This window comes from Caulobacter vibrioides OR37 (genome assembly GCF_000372645.1).
Lineage (GTDB): Bacteria > Pseudomonadota > Alphaproteobacteria > Caulobacterales > Caulobacteraceae > Caulobacter > Caulobacter vibrioides_E.
Window position 1 is genome coordinate 325,646 of record NZ_APMP01000001.1, and the last position, 22,951, is coordinate 348,596.

General features: G+C 68.0%; 22 protein-coding genes and 1 riboswitch. Of the genes, 10 read left to right on the forward strand and 12 right to left on the reverse strand.

Features of this window, described 5'->3' with window-relative positions:
- Positions 1-3: 3 nt before the first annotated feature.
- Positions 4-1,413 (reverse strand): aspartate aminotransferase family protein, encoded by a 1,410-nt coding sequence (locus OR37_RS01560; protein WP_004615379.1) that lies wholly within the window; start codon positions 1,411-1,413, stop codon positions 4-6.
- Between the two features lie 23 nt (positions 1,414-1,436).
- On the reverse strand, positions 1,437-2,105 hold the full coding sequence (locus OR37_RS01565) for an MtnX-like HAD-IB family phosphatase (RefSeq protein WP_004615380.1): 669 nt from the start codon (positions 2,103-2,105) through the stop codon (positions 1,437-1,439).
- Positions 2,106-2,344: 239 nt separating this feature from the next.
- On the opposite strand from OR37_RS01565, the gene OR37_RS01570 reads away from it, so the two are divergent.
- The 7 genes from OR37_RS01570 (at position 2,345) to OR37_RS01595 (ending at position 9,504) form a co-directional block, all read left to right on the forward strand.
- Complete coding sequence (locus tag OR37_RS01570; RefSeq protein WP_004615381.1) at positions 2,345-2,842, forward strand: RNA polymerase sigma factor; 498 nt, start codon at positions 2,345-2,347, stop codon at positions 2,840-2,842.
- 136 nt (positions 2,843-2,978) lie between these two features.
- Positions 2,979-3,938 (forward strand): FecR family protein, encoded by a 960-nt coding sequence (locus OR37_RS01575; protein WP_035016799.1) that lies wholly within the window; start codon positions 2,979-2,981, stop codon positions 3,936-3,938.
- 53 nt (positions 3,939-3,991) lie between these two features.
- A complete protein-coding gene (locus tag OR37_RS01580) occupies positions 3,992-6,382 on the forward strand; it encodes a TonB-dependent receptor domain-containing protein (protein ID WP_106404328.1) in 2,391 nt (796 codons plus the stop codon).
- 5 nt (positions 6,383-6,387) lie between these two features.
- Positions 6,388-7,635 (forward strand): SAM-dependent methyltransferase, encoded by a 1,248-nt coding sequence (locus tag OR37_RS01585; RefSeq protein WP_004615384.1) that lies wholly within the window; start codon positions 6,388-6,390, stop codon positions 7,633-7,635.
- Between the two features lie 156 nt (positions 7,636-7,791).
- A complete protein-coding gene (locus OR37_RS22030) occupies positions 7,792-8,322 on the forward strand; it encodes an alginate lyase family protein (protein WP_235046526.1) in 531 nt (176 codons plus the stop codon).
- A complete protein-coding gene (locus tag OR37_RS21950; RefSeq protein WP_235046534.1) occupies positions 8,247-8,846 on the forward strand; it encodes an alginate lyase family protein in 600 nt (199 codons plus the stop codon). The genes OR37_RS22030 and OR37_RS21950 overlap by 76 nt, the downstream gene beginning before the upstream one ends.
- 55 nt (positions 8,847-8,901) lie before the next feature.
- Positions 8,902-9,504, forward strand: coding sequence for a DUF2939 domain-containing protein (locus tag OR37_RS01595; protein WP_004615386.1), 603 nt, complete (start codon positions 8,902-8,904; stop codon positions 9,502-9,504).
- On the opposite strand, the gene OR37_RS01600 is transcribed toward OR37_RS01595, so the two are convergent.
- The 10 genes from OR37_RS01600 to OR37_RS01645 are packed head-to-tail and all read right to left on the reverse strand — an operon-like array spanning position 9,501 to position 19,703.
- Positions 9,501-9,998: a tyrosine phosphatase family protein gene (locus OR37_RS01600; RefSeq protein ID WP_004615388.1), complete on the reverse strand. Its 498-nt coding sequence runs from the start codon at positions 9,996-9,998 to the stop codon at positions 9,501-9,503. The two genes, OR37_RS01595 and OR37_RS01600, sit on opposite strands and share 4 nt — an antisense overlap.
- Positions 9,995-10,756: an adenosylcobinamide-GDP ribazoletransferase gene (gene cobS / locus OR37_RS01605; RefSeq protein WP_004615390.1), complete on the reverse strand. Its 762-nt coding sequence runs from the start codon at positions 10,754-10,756 to the stop codon at positions 9,995-9,997. The genes OR37_RS01600 and cobS overlap by 4 nt, the downstream gene beginning before the upstream one ends.
- 3 nt (positions 10,757-10,759) lie before the next feature.
- On the reverse strand, positions 10,760-11,791 hold the full coding sequence (cobT, locus tag OR37_RS01610; RefSeq protein ID WP_004615391.1) for a nicotinate-nucleotide--dimethylbenzimidazole phosphoribosyltransferase: 1,032 nt from the start codon (positions 11,789-11,791) through the stop codon (positions 10,760-10,762).
- Positions 11,788-13,248, reverse strand: a complete 1,461-nt coding sequence (locus OR37_RS01615; RefSeq protein WP_004615392.1) for a cobyric acid synthase — start codon at positions 13,246-13,248, stop codon at positions 11,788-11,790. Before OR37_RS01615 ends, cobT begins: the two co-directional genes overlap by 4 nt.
- The gene (gene cbiB / locus OR37_RS01620; protein ID WP_054508483.1) at positions 13,236-14,162 is read right to left on the reverse strand and encodes an adenosylcobinamide-phosphate synthase CbiB; all 927 of its coding nucleotides are present in this window, start codon (positions 14,160-14,162) and stop codon (positions 13,236-13,238) included. The genes OR37_RS01615 and cbiB overlap by 13 nt, the downstream gene beginning before the upstream one ends.
- Positions 14,152-14,925, reverse strand: a complete 774-nt coding sequence (locus tag OR37_RS01625; protein WP_004615394.1) for an ABC transporter ATP-binding protein — start codon at positions 14,923-14,925, stop codon at positions 14,152-14,154. Before OR37_RS01625 ends, cbiB begins: the two co-directional genes overlap by 11 nt.
- Positions 14,922-15,908, reverse strand: coding sequence for a FecCD family ABC transporter permease (locus OR37_RS01630; RefSeq protein WP_004615395.1), 987 nt, complete (start codon positions 15,906-15,908; stop codon positions 14,922-14,924). Before OR37_RS01630 ends, OR37_RS01625 begins: the two co-directional genes overlap by 4 nt.
- Positions 15,905-16,741 (reverse strand): ABC transporter substrate-binding protein, encoded by an 837-nt coding sequence (locus OR37_RS01635; protein ID WP_004615397.1) that lies wholly within the window; start codon positions 16,739-16,741, stop codon positions 15,905-15,907. Before OR37_RS01635 ends, OR37_RS01630 begins: the two co-directional genes overlap by 4 nt.
- On the reverse strand, positions 16,738-17,742 hold the full coding sequence (gene cobD / locus OR37_RS01640; protein ID WP_235046527.1) for a threonine-phosphate decarboxylase CobD: 1,005 nt from the start codon (positions 17,740-17,742) through the stop codon (positions 16,738-16,740). Before cobD ends, OR37_RS01635 begins: the two co-directional genes overlap by 4 nt.
- A gap of 8 nt (positions 17,743-17,750) precedes the next feature.
- Entirely contained in the window at positions 17,751-19,703 is a 1,953-nt protein-coding gene (locus tag OR37_RS01645; protein ID WP_004615400.1) for a TonB-dependent receptor plug domain-containing protein, read from the reverse strand.
- Between the two features lie 144 nt (positions 19,704-19,847).
- Positions 19,848-20,037, reverse strand: a riboswitch (cobalamin riboswitch).
- Positions 20,038-20,074: 37 nt separating this feature from the next.
- Here OR37_RS01645 and cobU point away from each other — a divergent pair.
- The 3 genes from cobU (at position 20,075) to mazG (ending at position 22,901) form a co-directional block, all read left to right on the forward strand.
- A complete protein-coding gene (gene cobU / locus OR37_RS01650; RefSeq protein ID WP_004615401.1) occupies positions 20,075-20,593 on the forward strand; it encodes a bifunctional adenosylcobinamide kinase/adenosylcobinamide-phosphate guanylyltransferase in 519 nt (172 codons plus the stop codon).
- Between the two features lie 120 nt (positions 20,594-20,713).
- Positions 20,714-22,111, forward strand: coding sequence for an MFS transporter (locus OR37_RS01655; protein ID WP_004615402.1), 1,398 nt, complete (start codon positions 20,714-20,716; stop codon positions 22,109-22,111).
- The gene (mazG, locus tag OR37_RS01660; RefSeq protein ID WP_081612846.1) at positions 22,071-22,901 is read left to right on the forward strand and encodes a nucleoside triphosphate pyrophosphohydrolase; all 831 of its coding nucleotides are present in this window, start codon (positions 22,071-22,073) and stop codon (positions 22,899-22,901) included. The genes OR37_RS01655 and mazG overlap by 41 nt, the downstream gene beginning before the upstream one ends.
- The last annotated feature ends 50 nt before the right edge of the window (positions 22,902-22,951 follow it).

Sequence of the window (22,951 nt, forward strand, 5' to 3'; positions counted from 1 at the left end):
CTCCTAGGCGGTGGCGCGCCGTAGCACGGCGTCCAGCAGCTTCATCGCCAGGTCGATTTCGTCCTTGCTGATCTCCAGCGAGGGCGCCAGCGTGATGACGTTCTTGTAGTAGCCGCCGACGTCCAGGATCAGGCCCATCTTCTTGCCGTCGACGTCGAGATCGCCCGACATGGCGATGTCTTCCATCTTGTTCAGCAGCGCCTTGTTCGGCGTGAAGCCGTCCGCCTCGCAGATCTCGGCGCGAAGCGCGAGGCCCAGGCCGTCGACATCGCCGATCTGCGGCCAGCGCTTTTGCAGCTCCTTCAGGCCTTCCAGGAAGTAGGCGCCCTTCTCCATGACCTGGGCGCCGTAGTCGACCTCGTGGGTCATCCGCAGCGTTTCCAGGGCGACGGAGGTGCCCATTGGGTTGGAGTTGAAGGTCGAGTGGGTCGAGCCGGGCGGGAAGATCTCGGGATTGATCATTTCTTCGCGCGCCCAGACGCCCGACAGAGGATTCAGGCCGTTGGTCAGCGCCTTGCCGAACACCAGCACGTCCGGCTGCACGCCGAAGTGCTCGATCGACCACAGCTTGCCCGTGCGCCACATGCCCATCTGGATTTCGTCGACCACCAGCAGGATGCCATATTGGTCGAGGACCTTCTTCAGCTCGGGGAAGAAGTTCATCGGCGGGATGACGTAGCCGCCGGTGCCTTGGATCGGCTCGACATAGAAGGCCGCGTATTCGGCCTGGCCGGTCTTCACGTCCAGCACGCCGTTGTATTCGGTTTCGAACAGGCGGGCGAACTTCTGGACGCAGTAGTGGCCGTACTCTTCCTTGCTCATGCCCTTGGGGCCGCGGAAGTGGTACGGGAACTCGATGAACTGGGCGCGGTCGCCGAAGTGGCCGTAGCGACGGCGATAGCGGTACGACGAGGTGATCGCCGAGGCGCCGAGGGTCCGGCCGTGGTAGCCGCCCTCGAAGGCGAACATCAGCTGCTTGCCGCCCGTGGCGTTTCGCACCAGCTTCAGCGAGTCCTCGACGGCCTGCGCGCCGCCCACGTTGAAGTGCACGCGGCCCTTGGCGCCGAACTTCTTCTCGGCGTCCTGGGCGATGAAAGCGGCCAGCTCGACCTTCTCGCGGTGCAGGTACTGACTGGCGACCTGCGGAAGGGTGTCGAGCTGCTTGTGAGCGACAGCGTTCAGGCGCGGGTTGCGGTAGCCGAAATTGACCGCCGAGTACCACATCTGCAGGTCGAGGTATTCGGTGCCCTTGGCGTCGTACATGTACGAGCCTTCGCAGCCGGTGAAGAACTTCGGATCCGCCAGATAGTGGACGGTGTCGCCATACGAGCAGTACTGGGCTTCCAGCTCACGCAGAGCGGCTTCGTCGAGGACCGACCCCGCGCTCGCGGCGGGCTTGTCAGCGTCGTACATGGATATCTCCGGTAGAAAGTCTTTTACAGCGCCGCGCGACGGGCGGCGACAGGCTTCAGCATCACGCGACCGAACAGGCCAGCCATGGCCCGGGTCACGTCGTCGAAGGTTTCGTACACATGGTGCGCTTGGCCGCGGGCGGCGGCGTAGTCGGCCAGCGACGCCTTGGCGAACAGGATGTCGGCGCGACCCGAAACGCAGAAATCCGAACGCCCGTCTCCGACATAGACCAGGGTCGAGCGCTCGCGCGCCGCCACGTCGCACTTGCACACGCCCGACCCCGCGGCGCAGCCAGCGCGCGACCAGGGCTGCTCGAGCGCCAGCGGCGTCGTCTCGACAAGGCGATTGGCCGTGACATGCACGCGTTCCAGGCCATGACGGGCCAGAATGCGACGAATGAAATAGTCGACGCCGTCGCTGACGATCGTGACCGGAATGCCGCGCGCCTCGCACCACTCGACAAATCCCGCGAAGCCGGGATCCAGCTCGACGGTGTCCAGCAGCGCATCCAGCTTGCCGTCGCTCGCGTCGATCATCGCGACCTGCGTGCGCATGCACTCCGCGGCGGAGATCTCGCCGCGCACCCAACGGGCCTCAACGTCCCGCCACGCCGGATCCGCTAGCTCTTCCAGGACATGATCGACAGTATCGCGGCGCGTGATCGTACCGTCGAAATCGCAAACTACCCGCATTTACTCGTCTTCTCCGCGACGCCCGCCGTCGGTTTGAGGGAATGACGCCGCCCTGGGGCGGGCGCCTCACCGATTTTCGTCCGCGCCTTGCCTTCGCCCTTCGGGCGGGTCATCAGAGGCGCTCGATTCAACTGCCGAGCGCGCTCCGCCTCCCCGATGTCCGCCCAGACCCAAAAAGACGCGCAGAGCGGCGGCCGAGGCTCAAGCCTTTGAACCCTCCGCCCCCGCATGTCTCGCCCATGGTCGCCGTCTATTTCGAGCGACGCGAGGATATGCGCCGGTTCTTTCTGGCCCGCCTCGGCGCGAGCGACGACATCGAGGACCTGGTACAGGAGCTGTATCTGAAGGTCCAGGGACTGGACGCCGAGCCGATCGACAACCCTCCGGCCTATCTTTATCGCCTCGCGTCCAACCTGATGCTCGACAGATTGCGTCGCCAGCGCCGCGCTGGCGCGCGCGACGCCGAATGGCGGCGGGAGAACCACGCCAGTCTAGGAAGCACGGACGTGGTGGACGCTCCGGACGCCGAGGCGGCCGTCATCGCGCGTCAGCGCCTCCAGCGCCTGACCGAGTCCCTCAGAAGCCTCGCGCCTCTCACCCAAAAAGTCTTTGAACTGCATAAGTTCGAAGGGCTCACCCATGCCGAGACGGCGGCCCGGCTGGGCATTTCCCGCAGCGCGGTCGAGAAACACGTCAGCCTGGCGCTCAAGCATCTCCTGACCAAGATCGGACGTTGATCGTGGCCGTCGAACCAACCCCAACGATTTTCGAGGAGGGGGTTTGGAGGGCGTGGCGTCATTGTGGCGAAACGGCCCTCGGGCCGCGGCCGAGAGGACCCTTAACCCGCCGATGAGCACGCCAGCGCCTTCCGATATGACGCTGCAAGCCGCCGTCGACTGGTTCGTGCGGCTGCAAGGCGATTCCGATCTCGAGACCTGGATCGGTTTCCAGGCTTGGCTGGAGGCCGATTCGGCCAACGCCCGGGCCTATGACACGGTCGAGGCGCTTTGGGTTGATATCGAAGAGGCTCCGCCATCCCGCGAAAGTCGCGCCGCCACGACTTCTGACAACGTCGTGCCGCTGACGCCGCGTCGCGCGGCCAAGTCGGCCCGGCGCGGTCTCTGGATCGGCGTCGGCGGCGCCGTCGCCGCGGCCTTGGCGGTGACGATCGCCCTCCCCGCGCTGATGAAGCCGGGTTACGAGGACTACGCGACCGCCAAGGGCGAGATTCGTAGGATCTCCCTGGCCGACGGCTCCAAGGTTACTCTGGGGGCCGCCTCGACCCTGCGCGTGCGACTGGGCAAGACCCAGCGCGACGCGGTGCTGGTCGATGGCGAAGCGGCTTTCGACGTGGCCCACCAGCCCTCTCGCCCCTTCGTCGTCGCCGCCGGCGATCGCGAGATTCGGGTTCTGGGCACCGAGTTCAATGTGCTGAATCATGGCGATCGTCTGGACGTGACCGTCCGTCGTGGCCTGGTGGCGGTGTCAGGCGATGGCCAGTCCGTGCAAGTCGCCAAGGGGCAGAAGCTGACCCATGCGAAGGGTTCGGCGATCTCGCCCATCAAGGCGGTCGACCCCGAGGCCGAGTTCGCCTGGTCGAAAGGCCAGTTGATCTATCGCGACGCGCCGCTATCCGAGGTTGTCGCGGATATTAATCGTTACGTCGCGACACCTATCTCTGTTGATCCGAGCGCCGCATCAGTGAAATTCTCCGGCGTTCTCTCGATCGACGAGGAAGCTGCGATGATCCGGCGTTTGGAACTGTTTGCACCCGTGGTCAGCCAGCCAGGGTCCGGCCAGATCGTACTTAAGGCCAAGACGGCTCGACCCTGAGCGTGGGCTCAGGTCGCAAAAACGAATCGCGCCGCGTCTGGCCCGCGGCGACGGTGGCGGCCAGCCTTGTCGCGAGCGTGGCTCACGCCGGCGCGTCGACGCCGTCGGTGCGCCTGCGCATCGCGGCCAAGCCCGTGCGAGCGGCCCTTATCGACTTCGCGCTGCAGGCGGATCTGTCCCTGGGCGGCGATCTGGACCTCTGCGTGGGCGAGGCCCCGGCGCTGGCCGGCCGGATGCCGATCGACACCGCGCTCAAGAAACTTCTGGCGCACAGCGGTTGCGGCTACGTCCAGCCCGACATCCGCACGATCGTGGTCCGCAAGGCCGAGCCGCCCCCGCCCCGCGTCTCGCACCCGACGCCGCGCGTAGCGCCGCCTTCGCCGTCCGACTCGCCGACATCCCTGGCGATCGGGGAAATCGTCATCACCGCCCAGCGCTATCCGAACCTGCCCGGTCGCACCCCCTACGGCATCTCGGTGGTGTCGGGCGAGACCATCGACCGTGAGGGCGTCGCCAGCATGAGCGACCTTTCCGGCCAAGTCGCCGGCATGACCGTCACCAACCTGGGCCCCGGCCGCGACAAGATCCTGTTGCGCGGCCTGTCGGACGGCGCGTTCACCGGACAAACCCAGTCGATGGTGGCGCTCTATCTCGACGATGTTCCGATCACCTACAACGCGCCGGACCCGAACCTGCGGCTGGCCGACATCGACCGCGTCGAGGTGATGCGCGGACCGCAGGGTACGCTCTATGGCGGCGGCTCGCTGGGTGGCGTACTGCGGATCGCGACCCGCCAACCCGATCTCGATGGCTTCGACGCCATGGCGATGGTCGGCCTCTCGCAGACCGCCCATGGCGGGATCGGCACCGAGCTGGAGAGCATGGTCAATCTGCCGCTGCTCCCCGGTCGCCTGGCCTTGAGGACCGTCGCCTATCGCGACAGCCAGGACGGCTACATCAACAACCCAGCCCTGGGCCTCAGCCACATCAACGGCTCGCAGCGCGAGGGCTTTCGCGCCGCGCTCAGCGCCGCGCTGTCGTCCGAATGGGTGGCGACCTTCAATGTCACCGACCAGTCGATCCACAACGATGACACCCAGTACGCGATCCGCCGCCTGGGCCGTCGCGTGCGCGACAATCTCGTGCGCGAGCCGCACGACAACGACTTCGACCGGGAATCGCTGACCCTGAATGGCGAGGGCGACTGGGGCCGCCTGACCGCCTCCATCGCCAAGCTGGCGCACCATTTCGACAGCCGCTACGACGCCAGCACCGCGACGGCGCTCTATGGATTGCCCAGCGGCCCGGCGGCCCTGGACGAAGCCAAGTCCATCGACCTGACCATAGCCGAAGCGACCTACACCACGCCGCAAGATCGGCGTTGGCGCGCGCTGCTGGGCGTCTTCGCCTCGACCGGTTCGACCAAGCTACGGACGGCTCTGGGCAGCTATCCGCTTGTCGGCGATCCAGCCTATGCCGAGGCGCGCAAGGACAAGATCAACGAAACCGCCGTCTATGGCGAATTGACTTTCGACATCACTTCGCGCCTGGCGGCCACGGCCGGGCTGCGCTGGTTCGACTATCGTTTCGACACGCTTTCGGTGGTCACCCAGGCGGCTGGCCAACGCCTGTTCGACGGGAGCGACGACGCCGAGGGCGTCTCGCCCAAGGTGCTGCTCAGCTACCGCGCACGGCCGAACGTGCTGGTCTACGCGCAGGCGGCGGAGGGGTATCGGCCCGGCGGATACAACACCGCCGGACGGCTCGGCCAGATCTTCGACCAGCCGCGCACGCCGCACCGCCGTTACGAGCCCGACGAACTCTGGAACTACGAAATCGGCGCCAAGGCGCGCTGGTGGGGTGATCGCCTACAGACCCGCTTGGCGTTGTTCTACGCCACGTGGAACGCCGTGCAGAGCGACCAATATCTGAGCGACGGCACCGCCTACACCGCCAATATCGGCAACGGCGAGAACCGCGGCGTGGAGGCCGAGGGCGCTTGGCGGGTGAACAGCCACCTCGACCTCCGCGCCGCGACCATTCTCAACGACCCCGAGATCAACCGGCCAAACGCCACGTTCGGGTCGCGCCGTAAAGCCGGCCTGCCAGGCGTCTCGCGCGTCGCGGCCAGCACAGGCTTCGACTATCACCGCGACGTCGCCCAGGACCGCGTCCTGCGCGTTCAGGGCCAGTTTTCCTATGTCGGCAACTCGTACATCACGTTCGACGCCAACAAGATGCACAAGATGGGCAAGTTCCTGGCCGTGCGCGCCGGCGCCGCCTGGGAGACGCCAAGCTGGACCTTGACCGCGACCATCGATAATCCGCTTGGCGGCTACGCTAACAGCTTTTCGTTCGGCAACCCGTTCCTGATCCTTCGGGACCGGGTCGTCACACCTCCTCGGCCGCGCACCATCGCCGTGCGCCTCAGTTCGCGGTTCTGATCTCGATGTTCCTTGCCACCGCTCTCCTTCGAAAGGGCCTCTCCTCGCTGGTGCGCACCGGCGACCTGACCCTGGTCATGCCCGACGGCGAAAGACTGGTCTTCGGCGATGGAACCGGCGATCCGGTCGTGGCGCGGATCGCGGATCGCGGCGCGGTGTGGGCCATGCTGCTGGATCCCGACCTGCGCACCGGCGAACTCTTCACCGACGGACGACTGATCATCGAGACGGGGAACGTCTATGACTTCCTCAGCCTGATCCTGCGTCACGGCGACGACAGCGAGCCTTCGCCGATCGTCAAGGCCATCGATCGCCTACGGACCGCCACCCAGCTGTGGCGACAGAAGAACGACGCCAGCCTCTCCCGGCGCAACGTCGCCCACCATTATGACCTGGGCGACGCGCTGTACGGCCTCTTCCTGGATCCGGACTGGCAGTATTCCTGCGCCTATTTCGAACATCCCGGCCAGAGCCTGGCCGACGCCCAACTGGCCAAGAAGCGCCACATAGCCGCCAAGCTGCTGCTGAAGCCGGATCACAAGGTGATGGATATCGGCTGCGGCTGGGGCGGCATGGCGCTTTACCTTGCCCGCACCGCCGGCGTTGCCGAAGTCCTGGGCGTGACCCTTTCCGACGAGCAGATCGGCCGCGCCAAGGCGCGCGCCGAGGCGGCCGGTCTCTCGACGCGCGCCCGCTTCGCCCTCTCGGACTACCGCGCGGTGAGCGAAACCTTCGACCGCATCGTCTCAGTCGGCATGTTCGAGCATGTGGGGCTGGGCAACTACGACCAGTTCTTCGCCACCTGCCGGGCGCGCCTGGCCGAGGACGGCGTGATGCTGCTGCACACCATCGGCTGCTCCGACGAGCCCAGCGTCACCAATCCCTGGATCACCAAGTACATCTTCCCCGGCGGCCACCTGCCCTCGCTATCGGACATGGCCAAGTCGGCCGAGCGTTCGGGCCTGATCGTCACCGATATCGAGGTGCTGCGCCTGCACTACGCCGAGACGCTGCGCGCCTGGCGCGACGCGTTCATGGCCCGCCGGGACGAGGCCGTCCGGCTGTTCGACGAGCGCTTCTGCCGGATGTGGGAATACTACCTCGCCATGTCGGAGACCGCGTTCCGCCATGAGCACGTGGTCGTCTTCCAGATGCAGCTGGCGCGCCGGCAGGAAGATGTCCCGCTGACCCGCGACTATATCGCAGCGGCCGAGGCGGACCTGCGAAAGAAGGAAGAAGCGACGCTCGCCTGACAATTGGTCCGACCATCATGGACCTATTCGGCCTTACCAATTCTTGACACGCGGCATGACCAAGAGGATACCCGTCGATAAAGGGTTTGGCGAAACGCCAGAGCGAAAATCGATTGGGAGGTCCTCTTGAAAACCGCTTGGCTTGCCGCGAGCGCCGTGTTCGCCCTGACCGCCTCCACCGCCCATGCGGCCGATTACGGCCTGCTGGGGCCAGACTTTGGCAAGGGTCCCATCGCCCCCGCTCTTAAGGCCGGCGTGGTTCAGCGCGCCGAGGCAGCTTTGGGGCGTCCGCCCGGGGCCATCCCTCGGCTGCATACCGAAGGCACCCTGCCAGGCAAGGGCATCCGCGAGATTAGCCTCACGGCCAAGGAAGATCAGCCGATCGCCCTGGACCTGGCCATCGCCTGGCGATTGACCGGCGACCGGCGCTTCCTTGAGGCGACCGGCCGCTATCTGGAAAACTGGGCGGACGTCTACCAGATGTCCTTCAACCCGATCGACGAGACGGGCTTTGACGCCCTGATCATGGCCACGGAATCATGGCCACGGACCTCACCGAGACCGATCTCCCCGCGCCGATCCGCGCCAAGATCGATGCGTTCTGGCGCAAGATGGCGGTCGGCTATCTCGACGCGATGGACGCAGGCGCCCGCAACGCCGTCAACAACTGGCAAAGCCACCGGGTGAAGCTGGCGACCATGGCCGCTTTCCAGACCGGGGACGCCCGGATCATCGCGCGCGCCCACGAGGCTTTCCGCAGGCAGATCGCCGCCAATATCAACGCCGACGGCTCGGTCTGGGACTTCGCGGAACGCGACGCCCTCCACTATGTCACCTACGACCTGGACCCGCTGATGATGGCCGCCCTGGCCGCCCAGGCCCACGGTAAGGACTGGTTCGGCTGGAGGAGCCCCGCCGGCGCCAGCTTGCCGGGAGCTCTGGACTGGCTCGCGCCCTATGCCAAGGGCGAAAGGCAGCACATCGAGTTCGTCAATTCCAAGGTCCAGTTCGACCGCGATCGGGCCAATGCCGGCCAGGGCGAGTATGCGCCGCATCCGTGGGACGTCGCCAACGGCGTCTCGACCTACACCCTGGCCAGTCTTCTTGACCCCAAATACCTGGCCCTGCGCGACGCTCTGGCCGCCAAGGTCCACAAGAAGCCGCCGGCCTGGGCCGAGATCTTGCGGGCTTCGCGCGCGCCGGCCGCCTGACACCTTGGATTGACCCGCCTCCTCCCGCCTGCCTCTATCGCGGCTGGAGGCCCCGATGACTCACAATACCCGCATCCTGATCGGCGCCGGCGTCGCGCTCGCGTTTCTGCTGCTGGTCGCGGCCTATTTCGCCTCGCCGTTTCTGGCGCTGCGGAACCTGACCTCGGCGGCTCGAGCCGGCGACCGCGACCGACTGGAGCAGGCGGTGGACTTCCCGGCCGTGCGCGAAAGTCTCAAAAGCCAGCTGAAGGCGGCGATGTTGCAATCGTTCAGCAAGGACGAGTCGCTGCGAGACAATCCTTTCGCCGCGTTCGGCCAGATGTTGGTGGTCGGTCTAGTCGACAAGGCCGTCGACGCCTACGCCACGCCCGACGCGATCGCGACCATGGTCGCCACCTCGCGCGCGCCGAAGCCGAACAAGGCCGAGCCCCCCGACCAATCCGACACGACGCCGCCGCCCACGGCGACCGAGTCCAAGGCCAAGTCGACGATCGAGACCCACGCGGCCTACACCGATCTCGACCACTTCCGCGTGACCTACCACGACCGGAAGGATCCGGACGCGGCGGAGATCGGCCTGGTGCTGGAGCGGCGCGGCGTGTTCGCTTGGAAGCTGACGCGGATCGATCTGCCCGCCAACCTGGGCAAGCGCGACTAATCCAAGGTCCACTCGAAAACCGAACCCTCATGACAGTCGACGCCGCGGCCGATACCGGCAATGGCGCGGACCATGGCGCCGCCACGCGCCAAGGCTTGATCAGCCAAGGCGATCATCAGGGCGTTGGGTGTCGCCTCGGGCGAAGCCTGACGCAACCGCGCGGCCCACGCGCCCTCCTCGCCCGGCGAACCATGCGCGCAAGCCAGGACATAGGCGGCCGCCGTCGAGCGGCTAACGCCCGCGTGGCAATGGATCAGCAGGGTCGCGTCGGCGGCCAATTCATGTGGCAGGTCGAACAGGGTCGCCAAGATAGCGGCATCCGGCGCCACCAGACCGGGCCGAGGCTTGCTGATGTCGTTGAAGCGCAGGACGGTGTGCGGAACGGCGATCGACGAGATTTCGGCGTCCGGCGAAACCAGGGTCAGGACGTGATCGATCGGCGCGGCGGCCAGCAGGCGCTCCACCGCCGTGACCGGCCCGACCACCAGCCTCACGAGAGCGCCGTCGCGCCGAGCAGGAAACCCAGCTCGAACACCTGCTCGATCGCGCCCAGCACGTCGCCGGTATGGCCGCCGATCAGTCGGCGGGCGCGCCAGGAAAGCAGCAGAGCCAAAAGGCCGCCAACCGCCAGGCCGACCAGCGTCGCGCTCGGCGGGAGCAGAACCAGCGGCCAAGCCGCGATCAGCGCGGCGATCGCGACCTCGCCCCAGTGGGGGCCTCGCGGAACCGGCTTCCACTTCCCCGCCGCGCCGTCCGGGGCGTAGGGCGTCAGCCGCATGGCCAGGACGGCGGCGGCGCGGCCCAGGCCGTGCGCGGCCAGCAGCAGGATCGCGCCCCGGGGCGGGGCGACCGAAGCTAGCGTGAAAACCTTAAGTCCCAGAACCACCACCAACGCGCAAACGCCGTAGGTTCCGATGCGGCTGTCCTTCATGATCTCCAGCCGCCGCTCGACCGTCTGGCCGCCGCCCAGGCCGTCGGCGGCGTCCGCGAGCCCATCCTCGTGAAAGGCGCCCGTGATCAGCAGTCCCGCGCCAACCGCCAGCAGCGCGGCCACCGTCGGGTTCCAGACCCGCGAGGAGCCCCAAAGAAGCAGCGCGCAAACCGCGCCCACGCCCTGCCCGACCAGCGGAAAGTATCGCGCCGAACGGGTGACCCAGTCGGGATCGAAGGTCTTCAGCGCGGGCGTCGGAACACGCGTCAGGAACTGCGTCGCGCAGATCAAAAGCCGGAGCTGTTGGCGCACCCAGTCCATCGATCAGAGCCGTCCGCTCAGCACGTCCTCGAGGCTGGCGACCTCGCCCAGCAGCCGCGAGGCGGCGCGCACGATGGGCAGGGCCAGCAGCGCGCCGGTCCCCTCGCCCAGGCGCAGGCCAAGGTCCAGCAGCGGCTCGACCTCCAGCGCGGCCAACATCCGTTGATGACCAAGCTCGGCCGAGCGGTGACAGAAGATGCCGTACTCTCGCACCTCTGGCCTCAAGCGGATCGCGGTCAGCGCCGCCGCCGAGACGATAAACCCATCGACCAGCACCGGCATCCTCACCGAGGCGGCGCCGATCATCGCGCCGGTCATCATGGCGATCTCCAGCCCGCCGAACTGCGCCAATACGTCCAGCGGCGGCGAAGCGTCCGAGCGCGCGGCGGCGCGTTCCAGCACCGCCAGCTTGTGGGCCAGCCCCTCGTCATCATGGCCCGCGCCGCGCCCGACGCAGTCGACCAGCGGCGCCGCCGCCAGGCGGTGCATGATCAGCGCCGCCGAGGCGGTGTTGCCGATGCCCATCTCGCCCAGGGCCAGGATTTCGAAGCCCTCGGCCGCCGCGTCGCGGGCGAGGCGCGCGCCGGCCTCCAGCGCTCGCGTGACCTCGTCGGCCGTCAGGGCCGGTTCGACGGCGGCGTTGCGGGTCCCGCGCCGGATCTTTTCGCGCAGCAGGTCCGGATGGGACGCCAACTCGCCGTCGACGCCGGCGTCCACCACGCGAAGCTCGGCCCCGACCGCGCGGGCGAAGGCGTTGGCGCTGGCCTTGCCAGCCAGAAAGGTGGCGACCATGGCCTGGGTCACCGACGACGGATAGGCCGAGACGCCCTCCGACGTCAGCCCATGGTCGCCGGCGAATACCAACAGCAGGGCCTTGTCATAGGTCGGCGGCCGCGCGCCCGCGATCTGGCCGAGCCGAACGGCCAGGTCCTCGACACGACCCAACGCGCCCAGAGGCTTGGCCTTGCCGTCGATCAGCGCGCGAAGATGCGTCGCTCGGCCGGTCTCCACGGGGGATACGGAGGGCAAAGTCATGATCTGAGCTCCAGGCCGGCGATGGCGGCCAGGGATGGGATGTCGAAGGCCCGTTCCAGAACGGCGGCGATCTCGTCCAGGGCCTGGTCGACGCGGACGGATTGATCGACCCCGTCCGAAACGGCGCCCAACTCGGCCAGCAGCGCGGCCCGCGCCTCGCCGCGCTCGAACAGGCCGTGGACATAGGCGCCGCGCACCCGTCCGTCGGGCGAGACCGCGCCATCCGGCGTCCCGTCGTCGAGCCAAAGCATGGGCCGCGCCGCGCCGTGGGTGCGGCCGATATGCATTTCGTAGCCCTCGAACCGCGCCCCGCCGACAAGACGCCCCGAGACCGGGCGCAGGGTCTTTTCGCCCGTCATCACCGTCTCGACATCGAGCAGGCCCAGGCCCTCGGCCGCGCGGGCCTCGCCCTCGAGGCCGTCCGGGTCGGAAATCGTTCTGCCCAGCATCTGATAGCCGCCGCACACGCCCAACACGCGCCCGCCGCGCCGGATGTGGGCCGCCAGATCGACGTCCCAGCCCTGGGCGCGCAGGAAGGCCAGATCCGCCAGCGTCGCCTTGGTCCCGGGCAAGATCACCAGGTCCGCGTCGCCCGGCAGCGGCGATCCGGGCGGCACATAGGCGAAGTCCACCTCGGGCTCGGCGCGCAGGGCGTCGAATTCGTCGAAATTGGCCATCCGTGACAGCATGGGCGCGACGATCCTGACCTTGCGGCGATCGCCGCTGGCGGCGCGGTCCAGGACCACGGCGTCCTCGGCCGGTAGCCGGCGCGCGGCGGCCAGCCACGGCGCCATGCCCAGGTCCTTCCAGCCGGTGCGCCGCGCGATTTCGGCGCGGCCGTCCAGGAACAGGCTGGGATCGCCCCGGAACTTGTTGATCAGGAAACCGCGCACCATGGCCCGATCGCCCTCGTCCAGCACCACGTGCGCCCCGACCAGGGCCGCGATCACGTGCCCCCGGTCGATGTCGCCGACCAGCACCACCGGGACATCGGCCGCGCGCGCGAAGCCCATATTGGCGATGTCGTGGGCGCGGAGATTGGTCTCGGCCGGACTGCCGGCGCCCTCGACGATGACGAGGTCGCTCTGGGCTTCCAAGGCGCGGAAGCTCTCCAGCACCGTGTCCAGCAACGCGCCCTTGCGCGCCTGATAAGCTCGCGCTTGCCAGGTCCCGACCATCCGCCCCCGCACCACCAGCTGGGCGCCGACATCGCTCTGAGGCTTCAGCAGGACAGGGTTCATGTCGACGGTCGGGGCCGTGCGGCAGGCGATGGCCTGCAAGGCTTGGGCGCGGCCGATCTCGCCGCCGTCGGCCGTGACCGCGGCGTTGTTGGACATATTCTGCGGCTTGAACGGACGCACGGTCAGACCGCGATTGGCGAACAGCCGGCAGAGGCCCGCGACCAGCACCGACTTGCCGACGTCGGATCCGCAGCCTTGGATCATCAATGCCGCCATGCCAGGCCTCCCGCCGCCAGCATCATCCAAAGCGCGGCGCAGGCCACCAGATAGAGGCGCAGCGCGCGGGCGAGGTCGGCAGGCGTGGCCGCCCTGCCCTCGCCCAGGACGGGCCGCTCGGCGCGCTGGCCGTCGTACCAGGCAGGACCCCCAAGCCGAACCCCCAGCGCGCCGGCCATCGCCGCCTCGGGCCAGCCGGCGTTGGGCGAGGCGTGTTTTCCGGCGTCCCGCACCATCGTCTTCCAGCCGCCGCGTCCCACCAGGACCAGCACCGCGCCCGCGCACCGCGCCGGGATCAGGTTCAGCAGATCGTCGAAGCGCGCCGAGGCCCAGCCGAACGCGCGCCAGCGCGGCTCGCGATGGCCGATCATGCTATCGGCGGTATTGACCGACTTGTACACGAACAGGCCCGGCAGGCCGCCGACGGCGAACCAGAACATCGGCGCGACGACGCCGTCGTTGAAGCTCTCGGCCAGGCTCTCGATCGCGGCGGTCGCTACGCCGCTCTCGTCCAGACGCTCGACATCGCGCCCCACGATCAGCCCGACGGCGGCGCGCGCGGATCCGAGGTCACCGGCGGCCAAGGGCCTGGCGACGGCGCGGACATGGTCGAACAGGCTACGCTGCGCCAGGCCGAGGGTTCCGACCAGCGCCACGGCCCAGACGCCGCCGAACCACGTGATCAGCCAACCGGCCAGGCCGCTCGCGCAGACGAGCGTTATCAGGGTGGCGACGCCCAGCCGCCGGCGGGCGACCTCGCTGAAACTCGGCAGGTTCAACCCCGCCTCCAACATCGCGATTAGACCGCCGGCCCAGACCACCGGATGGGGAATCCAGCGGTGCAGCGCCCGCGGATAGCCCACGGCTGCCTCCAGCGCCGCGGCGACCAGAACGAGCCGGGGATCAGTCGACACGGCCCAGCACTTCGATCAGCGGCCCTCTTTCGCCGGCATGACGACGGACGACGACGCCATAGACGCTCGACAGGATGTTGGGCGCCAAGGCGACATCCGGCGCGCCTTCGGCGACCAGGCGCCCCTCGTTCAACACCAGGATCCGGTCGGCGAAGCGCGCCGCCAGATTGAGGTCGTGCAAGGTCAGCAGCACGCCCTTGCCTTCGTCATGGGCCAGGCGGCGGAACAAGGCCAGGGCGTCGAGAGCGTGGCCGGGGTCGAGACCGGTCAGCGGCTCATCGGCCAGCAACCAGTCGGTCTCGCCGGCCAGGCCTCGGGCGATCAGGGCGCGGGCGCGCTCTCCGCCCGAGAGCTGGGTGACGGCGCGGTCGGCGAAGGCGTTCAGGTCGCTGACGTCAAGGGCCGCCTCGACGGCGGCGTGGTCCTCGGCGGAGGGCCCGAAAGCGCCCAAACGCGGCGTGCGCCCCAGCCCGACGAAGGCTCGAACATCGACGTCCCACGCGATCTGCGGGGCCTGGGCCAGGAACGCTATGCGACGAGCGCGCTGGGGGCCGGTCAGGGCGGTGATCGCCGCGCCGTCCAGCGTCACCGCGCCGCTGTCCGGACGCAGCAAGCCCGCCAGGCAAGACAGGAGGGTCGACTTGCCCGCGCCATTGGGTCCGACGATCGCCATCACCCCGCCCTTCGCGAAGCGCGCGGTAATCCCCGCGAGCACGGCCCGTCCGCCCAGCGCCAGTGAAACGTCTTGAGCGGCAAGGCTCATGCCAGCCTCCGTCGCATGGAGATCAGCATGGCCAGGAAGAACGGGCCGCCGAGCATGGCCATGGCGACGCTCAGCTTGACCTCGCTGGCGGCCGGGGTCAGGCGCACCAGGATGTCCGCGCCCAGGGTCAGGGCCGCCCCGCCCAGAAAGGACGGCGCCAGCACCGCGCTCGGCTTGGCCCCCAAGAGCGGGCGAAGCAGATGCGGGACAATCAGGCCGACAAAGCTGATCACCCCGGTCACCGCGACGCTGGACCCGACCGCCAGAGCGACGCCAAGCGCCATGAGAAGACGCGTCCGGGACAACTCGACGCCCAGCGAACGCGCGCCCTGCTCTCCCAGGGTCAAAGCGTCCAGCGCGCGTCCCAGTGGCAGCAGCAGGAGGCCGCCAACGACGATGCCGGGCGCGGCGATCCGCACCTCGTCGATGCTACGGTCGGCCAGCGAGCCCAGGGTCCAGTTGAGGATCTCGTTCACCGCCCAGGGATTGGGGGCCAGGTTCAGCGCCAGGGCGATGCCGGCGCCGCAGACGGTCTGGATGACAAAGCCGGCCAGCACGAAGGTGACGATGCTGGAGGTCATGCCCGCCAGGCCCAGCAAGGCCGCGACGCCGAGGCCGGCGCCGACCATCGCCGCCAGAGGTAGCACCCAGGCCGCCTCCCCGGCCTTGCCCAGATACAGCGTCAGCACCGCCCCCAGCGCCGCCGAGGTCGAGACGCCGAGCGCTCCCGGATCGGCCAGCGGATTGCGCGTATAGCCCTGCATCGCCGCGCCGCCCAGCGCCAGAGCGCCGCCGACCAGGACCGCCAGGATCGTGCGCGGCAGGCGCAGGCCGAAGACAATTGCCCAGCGGGGATCGGCGCCGCCCGAAATCCAGGCGCTCCAGGGCGTCCAGACACGTCCAGCGCCAAGGCTGACGAGGAACAGGACGACCAGAAGCGCCGACAACAGAGCGCTGACCGTTCCTGGAGATCGAAGCTTCATGCCCCCTCCTTCAGCGCCAAGGCCCGAGCCCGCGCCATGGCGTCAGCGGTTTCGATCAGCACGGGGCCGCCGCAATAGAGCAGTCGCTCGGGCAGCCGGGCCTGTCGCATACGGCCCGCGATGGATTTCAGGGCCGGATGGGTCATGACCCGGTCGGCCCAACCGCGCGCGCCCGGCGCGGGTTCGCCTACGAGAAGCACCTCGGGCGGGTCGGCCAGCAGCCTCTCCAGCCCGACATTGCCCCACGCCTTCAAGCCGTACCGACGGGCGACATTGTCGAAGCCTGCCCGGGTCATCACCTCGTCGACCAAGGTGTTGGGTCCGGCCGCGAACCCGTTGGGCTGATAGATCAGAGCGGTCAGCCGGCGCGCGCCCGACGCGGGCGTCGCCGTCGCGAGGGCGGCCTCGACGCGGGCGACCAGGGCCTCGCCCCGCTCGGGGCGACCTATTAATCTGGCGACCTTGCGCACCTGCGCCAGACTTTCCGCGATCGTCTTGGGTACGGCGAAACGCTGGACCGGCACCTCAAGGCGCTTGAGGGCGTTGCGCGTCGCCAGGGCCGAATGCTGGCTGGCCAAAACAAGGTCGGGCCGCAGCGCGATCACCTCCTCGGCGCTCTCCCAGGTATACGGCAGGCTCTTGGCCTGCTCGGCCACGGTCGAGCCATGCGGATCGCGGGCGTAGTGGCTGAGAGCGGCGATCTGGTTGCGGTCAGCCAGATGAACCAGCATCGCATCGAGACAGGCATTCAGCGAAACGATGCGCCTGGGCGGCTGCGCGGCGGCGGTGAGGGCCATGGCGCCGACCACGATCTCGCGACGCGAAACGATCATGGCGCAACGACCTCAAGAACATCTCGCAGTCGCTTGAAATCCCGTCGAGAAGGCAACCCAAACCGAAGTCGATCGGGACGATCGGCGAACGGGCGGACCAGAACGCCTTGCTCGGCCAACCGCGAAAAGAGCGCATGAGCGTCCGGCGCGGCGACCCAGCGGAAGAGGTCGGAGCCGCCGAGTACGTTCAGCCCAGCCCTGGTCAGCAGCGCATCGAGCTTCTCCGCTTGCGCGGCCAGCCTGGCCTGGATCGTCGCGCGCCAGGCGTCGTCGGCATAAGCGGCGAGACCGAGCGCGAGCGCATCGGCGCTCAGCGGCCAATCCCCCAAGAGTACGCGAATTTCTCGCGCTAATTCATTGCTGGTAATGACAAAACCCAGCCGCGCTCCCGGCAAGCCGTAGAACTTGCCGAACGAGCGCAACACCACCAGCCGCTCGATCGCCAAGTCCGCCACGCTGAGATCCGGGGCCACCTCGACAAAGGACTCGTCCACGACGGTCCACCGGCCGCGCGCTGAACGCGCTGTGATCAAGGCCACCAGCGCATCGCGCTCGATCCGTCGGCCATCGGGATTGTTGGGATTGACCAACACCAGAACGTCGGCGTCGCCGGCGTCCTCGGCGGCATGGACGCGGCGAGCAGCTCGAGGTTCCCAGGCCTCGGCGTGCCCGCCATAGATTGGCGCGACCAGGGCCGTCTGGCCGCCGCCGATCAGGTTCGGCAACAGACGCAGCCCCGCCTCCGCGCCCGGCAGCGCCACCACGCGCCCCGGATCATCGACCCGGAACGCCCGCGCGGCCACGGCCTCCAGCGCGGTCAACTGGGCGGAGTCCGGCAGTCGCCGCAAGGCTTCCGCCGGCGCGCGGGGGCCAGGCCAGGGCTCGGGATTGATGCCGGTCGACAGATCCAGCCAAGGACGGGGCGCGTCCGGATAGGCGGCCATCGCCTCGTGGAGACGGCCGCCATGCCGAAAAGCGCCCATGGGCGCGATCAACGTCACGGCGCGCGCTAGAACCGCGCCCGCAGGCCCACGAAGGCCCCTCGTCCGGGCGCTCCGTAGTTCAGGATCGTCTGATAGTCCTTGTCGAACAGGTTCTCGATCCGACCGAACGCTTCTAGGCGAGCGTTGATCGGATAGGCGACGCGCAGATCGACCAGCGTATAGCCCTTCACCACCTGGGTATTGGCGTCGTTGTTATAGGTCCGCCCGACGTAACGCACGGCGACGCCCGTCGACAGCCCCACCGGCCAGCGATAGGTCGCCGACAGGTTGCCCATGTTCTTCGGCCGGCGAGTCAGTTGCTTGCCCTTGTTGGCGCCGGCGTCCGTCTCGGCGTCGGTATAGGTATAGTTGCCGGTGATCGTCAGGTTCGAGAGGGGCTTGGCCTCGCCGATCAATTCCAGGCCTTCGGCCTTGGTCTTGAGGATGTTGTTGTAATAGCCGAACCGGAAGGTCCCGCCCGGCGCGCACAGCGGATCGGTCGAACCGCTGGAGCACGAGAAGAAGCGGATCTCGTTGTCGGCTTCGCGGTGGAACCAGGTCGCCGAGGCCTTCACCTTGCCGCCCAGGAACCGCTGCTCGACACCCGCGTCCCAGCTGTCGAACTCTTCCGGCGACAGCGCCTGATTGCCGTATTGGCTGAACAGCTCGTAAAGGCCCGGCGCGCGGAACCCCTGGCCGAAACTGGCGCGCAGCACCGTTGCGCCGTCGTTCAGCGACCAAGCGGCGGCGGCCTGGCCCAGGGTGTGCGAGCCATAGGTGTCATGGTCGTCGTAGCGCAGGCCGGCGGTCAGGGTCAGGCCCTTGACCACCTCGGCCCGCAGCTGGCCGTAGACGCTATCGACGCCCACCCGACCCGTGCCAAAGGCGGGGTTTGGCTTCGACGTCGTGGGCGAACGGGTCCGCATCGTGGACTTCTCGTGCTCGGCCCCGAAGGTGGCGGTCCAGGCGTCGTTGATCGCGAAGACGCCTTGATATTCCCAGCGCCTGTTCTTGCCGGCCGCGTCGAAGGTCAGCGGTTGGGTCAGCAGGACGGGGTTGTAGTTCTTGCGGTCGGTGTCCGTGTAGGCGTAGCCGACACGATTGTTCCAGCGGCCGTCCAGCAAGGCGAAGTTCAGGCCGCTATAGACCACCAGCTCCTTGGTGCGGCCGAACTCGGCGTCATCGACATTGAAGCCGTCGAAGGCGTTCTTGCCCCGCGAATAGACCGAGCGGATCTCGGCCGAGACGTTGTCGGCCAGTTGCACGCGCAAGCGGCCCGAGGCGCCAGCGTTGTGGTAGCCGTCCGTCTCGGTTCCGTACTTGTAGGCCGAGACCCCGTCGGTGGTGTAGTAGCCGCCGGCCACGCGCCAGGTGACCTTCTCGCTGGCGCCGCCGAGGCCAGCGCGCAGATAGCCGGTCTTGCGCGCGCCGCCTTCGACGTCGATCGAGCTCTCGAAGGGCTTGGTCGGGTCGGCGGTGACGATATTGACCACGCCGCCGATGGCTTGGCTGCCCCAGAGGGTGGACTGGGCGCCGCGCAGCACCTCGATGCGCGAGATATCGCCGACCAGCAGGTTCCCGCTGTTGAAGCCGCCCTGCGTCGAGGACGGGTCGTTCAGCTTGACGCCGTCGATCAGCACCACGGTGTGCTGGGTCTCCGCGCCCCGGATATTCAGGCTGGTGGTCTCGCCCGTCCCGCCGTTACGCGTGAAGCTGACGCCCGGCTGCTGAGCCAGCAGTTCGACGACCGAGATCGCCTGGCTGGCCTCGATGGCGGGCTGGGTAAGGACGGTCACCGACGCGCCGACGGTCTGGATCGGCTGGGCGGTACGCGTCGCGGTGACGACCAGTTCGGCGACGCCGTTGGCGCCGGCCTTGCCGGCGACGTCGGCTTCGGGCGCCTTTTGCTCGTCGGCCATGGCGGGGCCGGCGGCGAGGAGGGTCGAAAGGGCGGTTGAGCAGAGAAGCGCTCGGATCATGATTTTCATTCCCGTTCTGAACGACCCGCGCGCCGACGCGACGCACCCGCGCCGTTGGAGGCGACGCGAAGGCGTTGGACCGGCGCGCGGTCCTGACTGCCGTTTCTCGGGAGATCCCGTTCGTTCGGCGCACCCCGGCCGAGCGATGAACGACCGCGTCGGGCAGGTCTCCTGGCTCGCGGGTCAAGGCTCTGGGCGTCGCCTTCCCAGGATCCGAAGATCCCAGTGGCCTATGACGCTTGAACTCGCCGCTTACAGTTGCGGGGGCAGCCGAGGTCTTGCACCTCGTTCCCTTTTGATCCTCTTTCGAGGAACCTGACGCACCGCCAGCCCTAACGGTTGCGCCGCGAAGCGTCAATTGTGGAGCTGACATGACCGCGACCCTGGTTCTGGGCGGGGCCCGCTCGGGCAAGAGCGCCTTCGCCCAGCGGGCGGCCGAAGGCGCGGCGATCGGCGCGCGTCCGGTTCTGATCGCGACGGGCCAGGCCTTCGACGACGAGATGGCGGAGCGGATCGCGCGTCACCAAGCCGACCGAGGCGATTCGTGGATGACCGTGGAGGCGCCGCTCGACCTGTCCGCGGCCCTGGCCGCCCTCCCCGCCGACGGCGTGGCCGTGGTGGATTGCCTGACGCTTTGGCTGTCGAACCTGATGCTCGCCGACCAGGATGTCGCCGCAGCGACGGCGGATTTGCTCGACGTGGTCTTCGCTTGCGAGGCAAGGCTCTGGCTGGTCAGCAACGAGGTCGGTCTGGGCATCGTCCCCGAGACGCCTTTGGGTCGCCGCTTTCGCGACGAGGCCGGGCGATTGCATCAAGATTTGGCGCGCGCGGTCGACGAAGTCTTCTTCATCGCGGCGGGGCTGCCCCTTCGCCTGAAGCCGGCCGCTTAGGCCGCGTCGAGGCGCAAGCGCGGTGGAAAGAGGCTGGCGCTCGACGCGAAAGGCTCGCACACTCGTTTGAAACAGCCGTCGAACATCAGTGCGTTCCAAGCGGCCAGGGAGGAGTAAGCCATGACCGACCGACGCCCCTCGTGGGCCTTGGCCGCCTTCGCGACCCCGTGCATTCCGATCGCCGCGATGGGCCTGCCGCTGGTGGTCTACCTCCCGGAGTTCTACGTCAGCTCGCTGGGTCTTTCGCTGAGCGCTGTGGGCGCTGCGTTCCTGGTGGTCAAGCTGGTCGACATCTTCTTCGACCCCATCCTCGGCGGAATGATGGACCGCACGCGGACAAGGCTGGGGCGTTTTCGTCCCTGGCTGATCGCGGGCACGCCGGTCATCGTCGCGGGATCCTATTTCCTGTTCATGGCCCAGCCCGGCGTCGGCCCCGTCTATCTGTGGTTTTGGCTGGTCGTGGTCTATGGCGGCTACTCGATGGTGGTGCTGTCCCAGACCGCCTGGGGCGCGGTGCTATCCAGCGACTATCAGCAACGCTCGCGGGTCTATGGCTGGTGGCAGGCGGGCAATGTGGTCGGGATGATCCTGGTCCTCTGCCTTCCGCCCATCGTCACCGGGGTCTTCAAGGGCGATCATCTGGCCAGCGTCCAGGCCATGGGCTGGTTCGTCGTCATCCTGGCCCCGCTCAGCACCCTGCTGGCCACCACCCTGGTCGGCGAGCCCGAAGCGCCCAAGGTGGTTCACAAGGCCGGCCTGCGAGAATACGCGGCGCTGTTCAAGCGTCCGTCGGTGCGCCTGCTGCTGACCGCCGACATCCTGATGGGGCTGGCCCCTGGCATCGCCGGCTCGCTGTTCATCTTCTTCTTCGAACGCATCAAACACCTGGACAAGACCCAGTCCGGAGTCCTGCTTCTGGTCTATTTCGTGGCCGCCCTGGCCGGCGCTCCCATCTGGCCGTTCCTGGCCAAGCGTCTGGGTAAGCACCGGGCGCTCTCGGTCGCCGCTATCGCCTATGCCGTGTTCCAGATCGCGGCGGCGATGACCCCCACCGGGTTTACCTGGATCGGAACCTTGTCCCTGATCCTGTCGGGCCTGCCCTATTCCGCCGCGCCGCTGCTGGTCCGCTCGATGATGGCCGACATCGGCGACGAGGAACGCCTCGCCAGCGGGGCGGACCGCACCGGATTGCTGTACGCCATCGTCAGCGGCGCGATGAAGCTGGGTTATGCCCTGGCCGTGGGGGTGTTCATCGTCCTCTCGTGGATGGGCTTCGATCCAAAGGCGCCGACCGCCTCCGGTGACGCGGCCTTGATCGGTCTGTTTGCTTTCCTGCCCGCCGGGCTGGGCCTGCTGGTCTCGGTCGTCATGCTGCGCTATCCGCTGGATGCTCAACGCCTCGCCGAGATTCAGCGCCAACTGGCGGCGCGGGACGCGGTGACGGTCCAGACCCCGCCCGCAGCCGAACCGGACCCGAATGTCTCAGTCCTCCCCGTCGACATCGCCCCCGCCAAGTGAAGATCAGCATCCGATCTTCCGCCTGATCCAGATCATGGATCGCCTCCGCGATCCGGAGCGCGGCTGTCCGTGGGACTTGGAACAGACTTTCGCGACGATCGCGCCCTACACGGTGGAGGAGGCCTATGAGGTCGCCGACGCCATCGAACGCAACGATCTGGCGGATCTGAAGGAGGAACTGGGCGACCTGCTGCTTCAGGTCGTCTTCCATTCCCGGATGGCCCAGGAACAGGGCGCGTTCGACATCCAGGACGTCGCCGCGGCCATTTCCGACAAGATGATCCGCCGGCATCCGCATGTGTTCGGCGATCACGCCTACGAAAACCTTTCGGCCCAGGTCGAGGGCTGGGAAGCGCTGAAGGCCCAGGAACGCAAGGCCAAGGCCAAAACCGGCGTTCTGGACGACGTACCGACGGGCTTGCCCGCCCTCACCCGCGCCGTGAAGCTGACCAAGCGCGCCGCCCGCGTCGGCTTCGATTGGCCCTCGACCACCGAGGTGATGGCCAAGCTGCGCGAGGAGACCGAGGAGCTGCGGGTCGAGATCGAGGCCGGCGACGCGGCCAAGGCCCGCGAGGAGCTGGGCGACATCCTGTTCGTCTGCGCCAACCTGGCTCGCAAGCTGGATGTCGATCCCGAGGACGCCCTGCGCGCGACCAACGCGAAGTTCACCCGACGGTTCGCCTTCATCGAGGCGGCGCTGGCTCGGCGCGGCAAGACGCCTGACCAGTCCGACCTCGCCGAGATGGACGCCCTCTGGAACGACGCCAAGGCGACCGAGAAGGCGGGATGACCCGTAACTGAGACGTGAGGACAGCGGCCTTGGCCTCCCTGGGCCAAGTT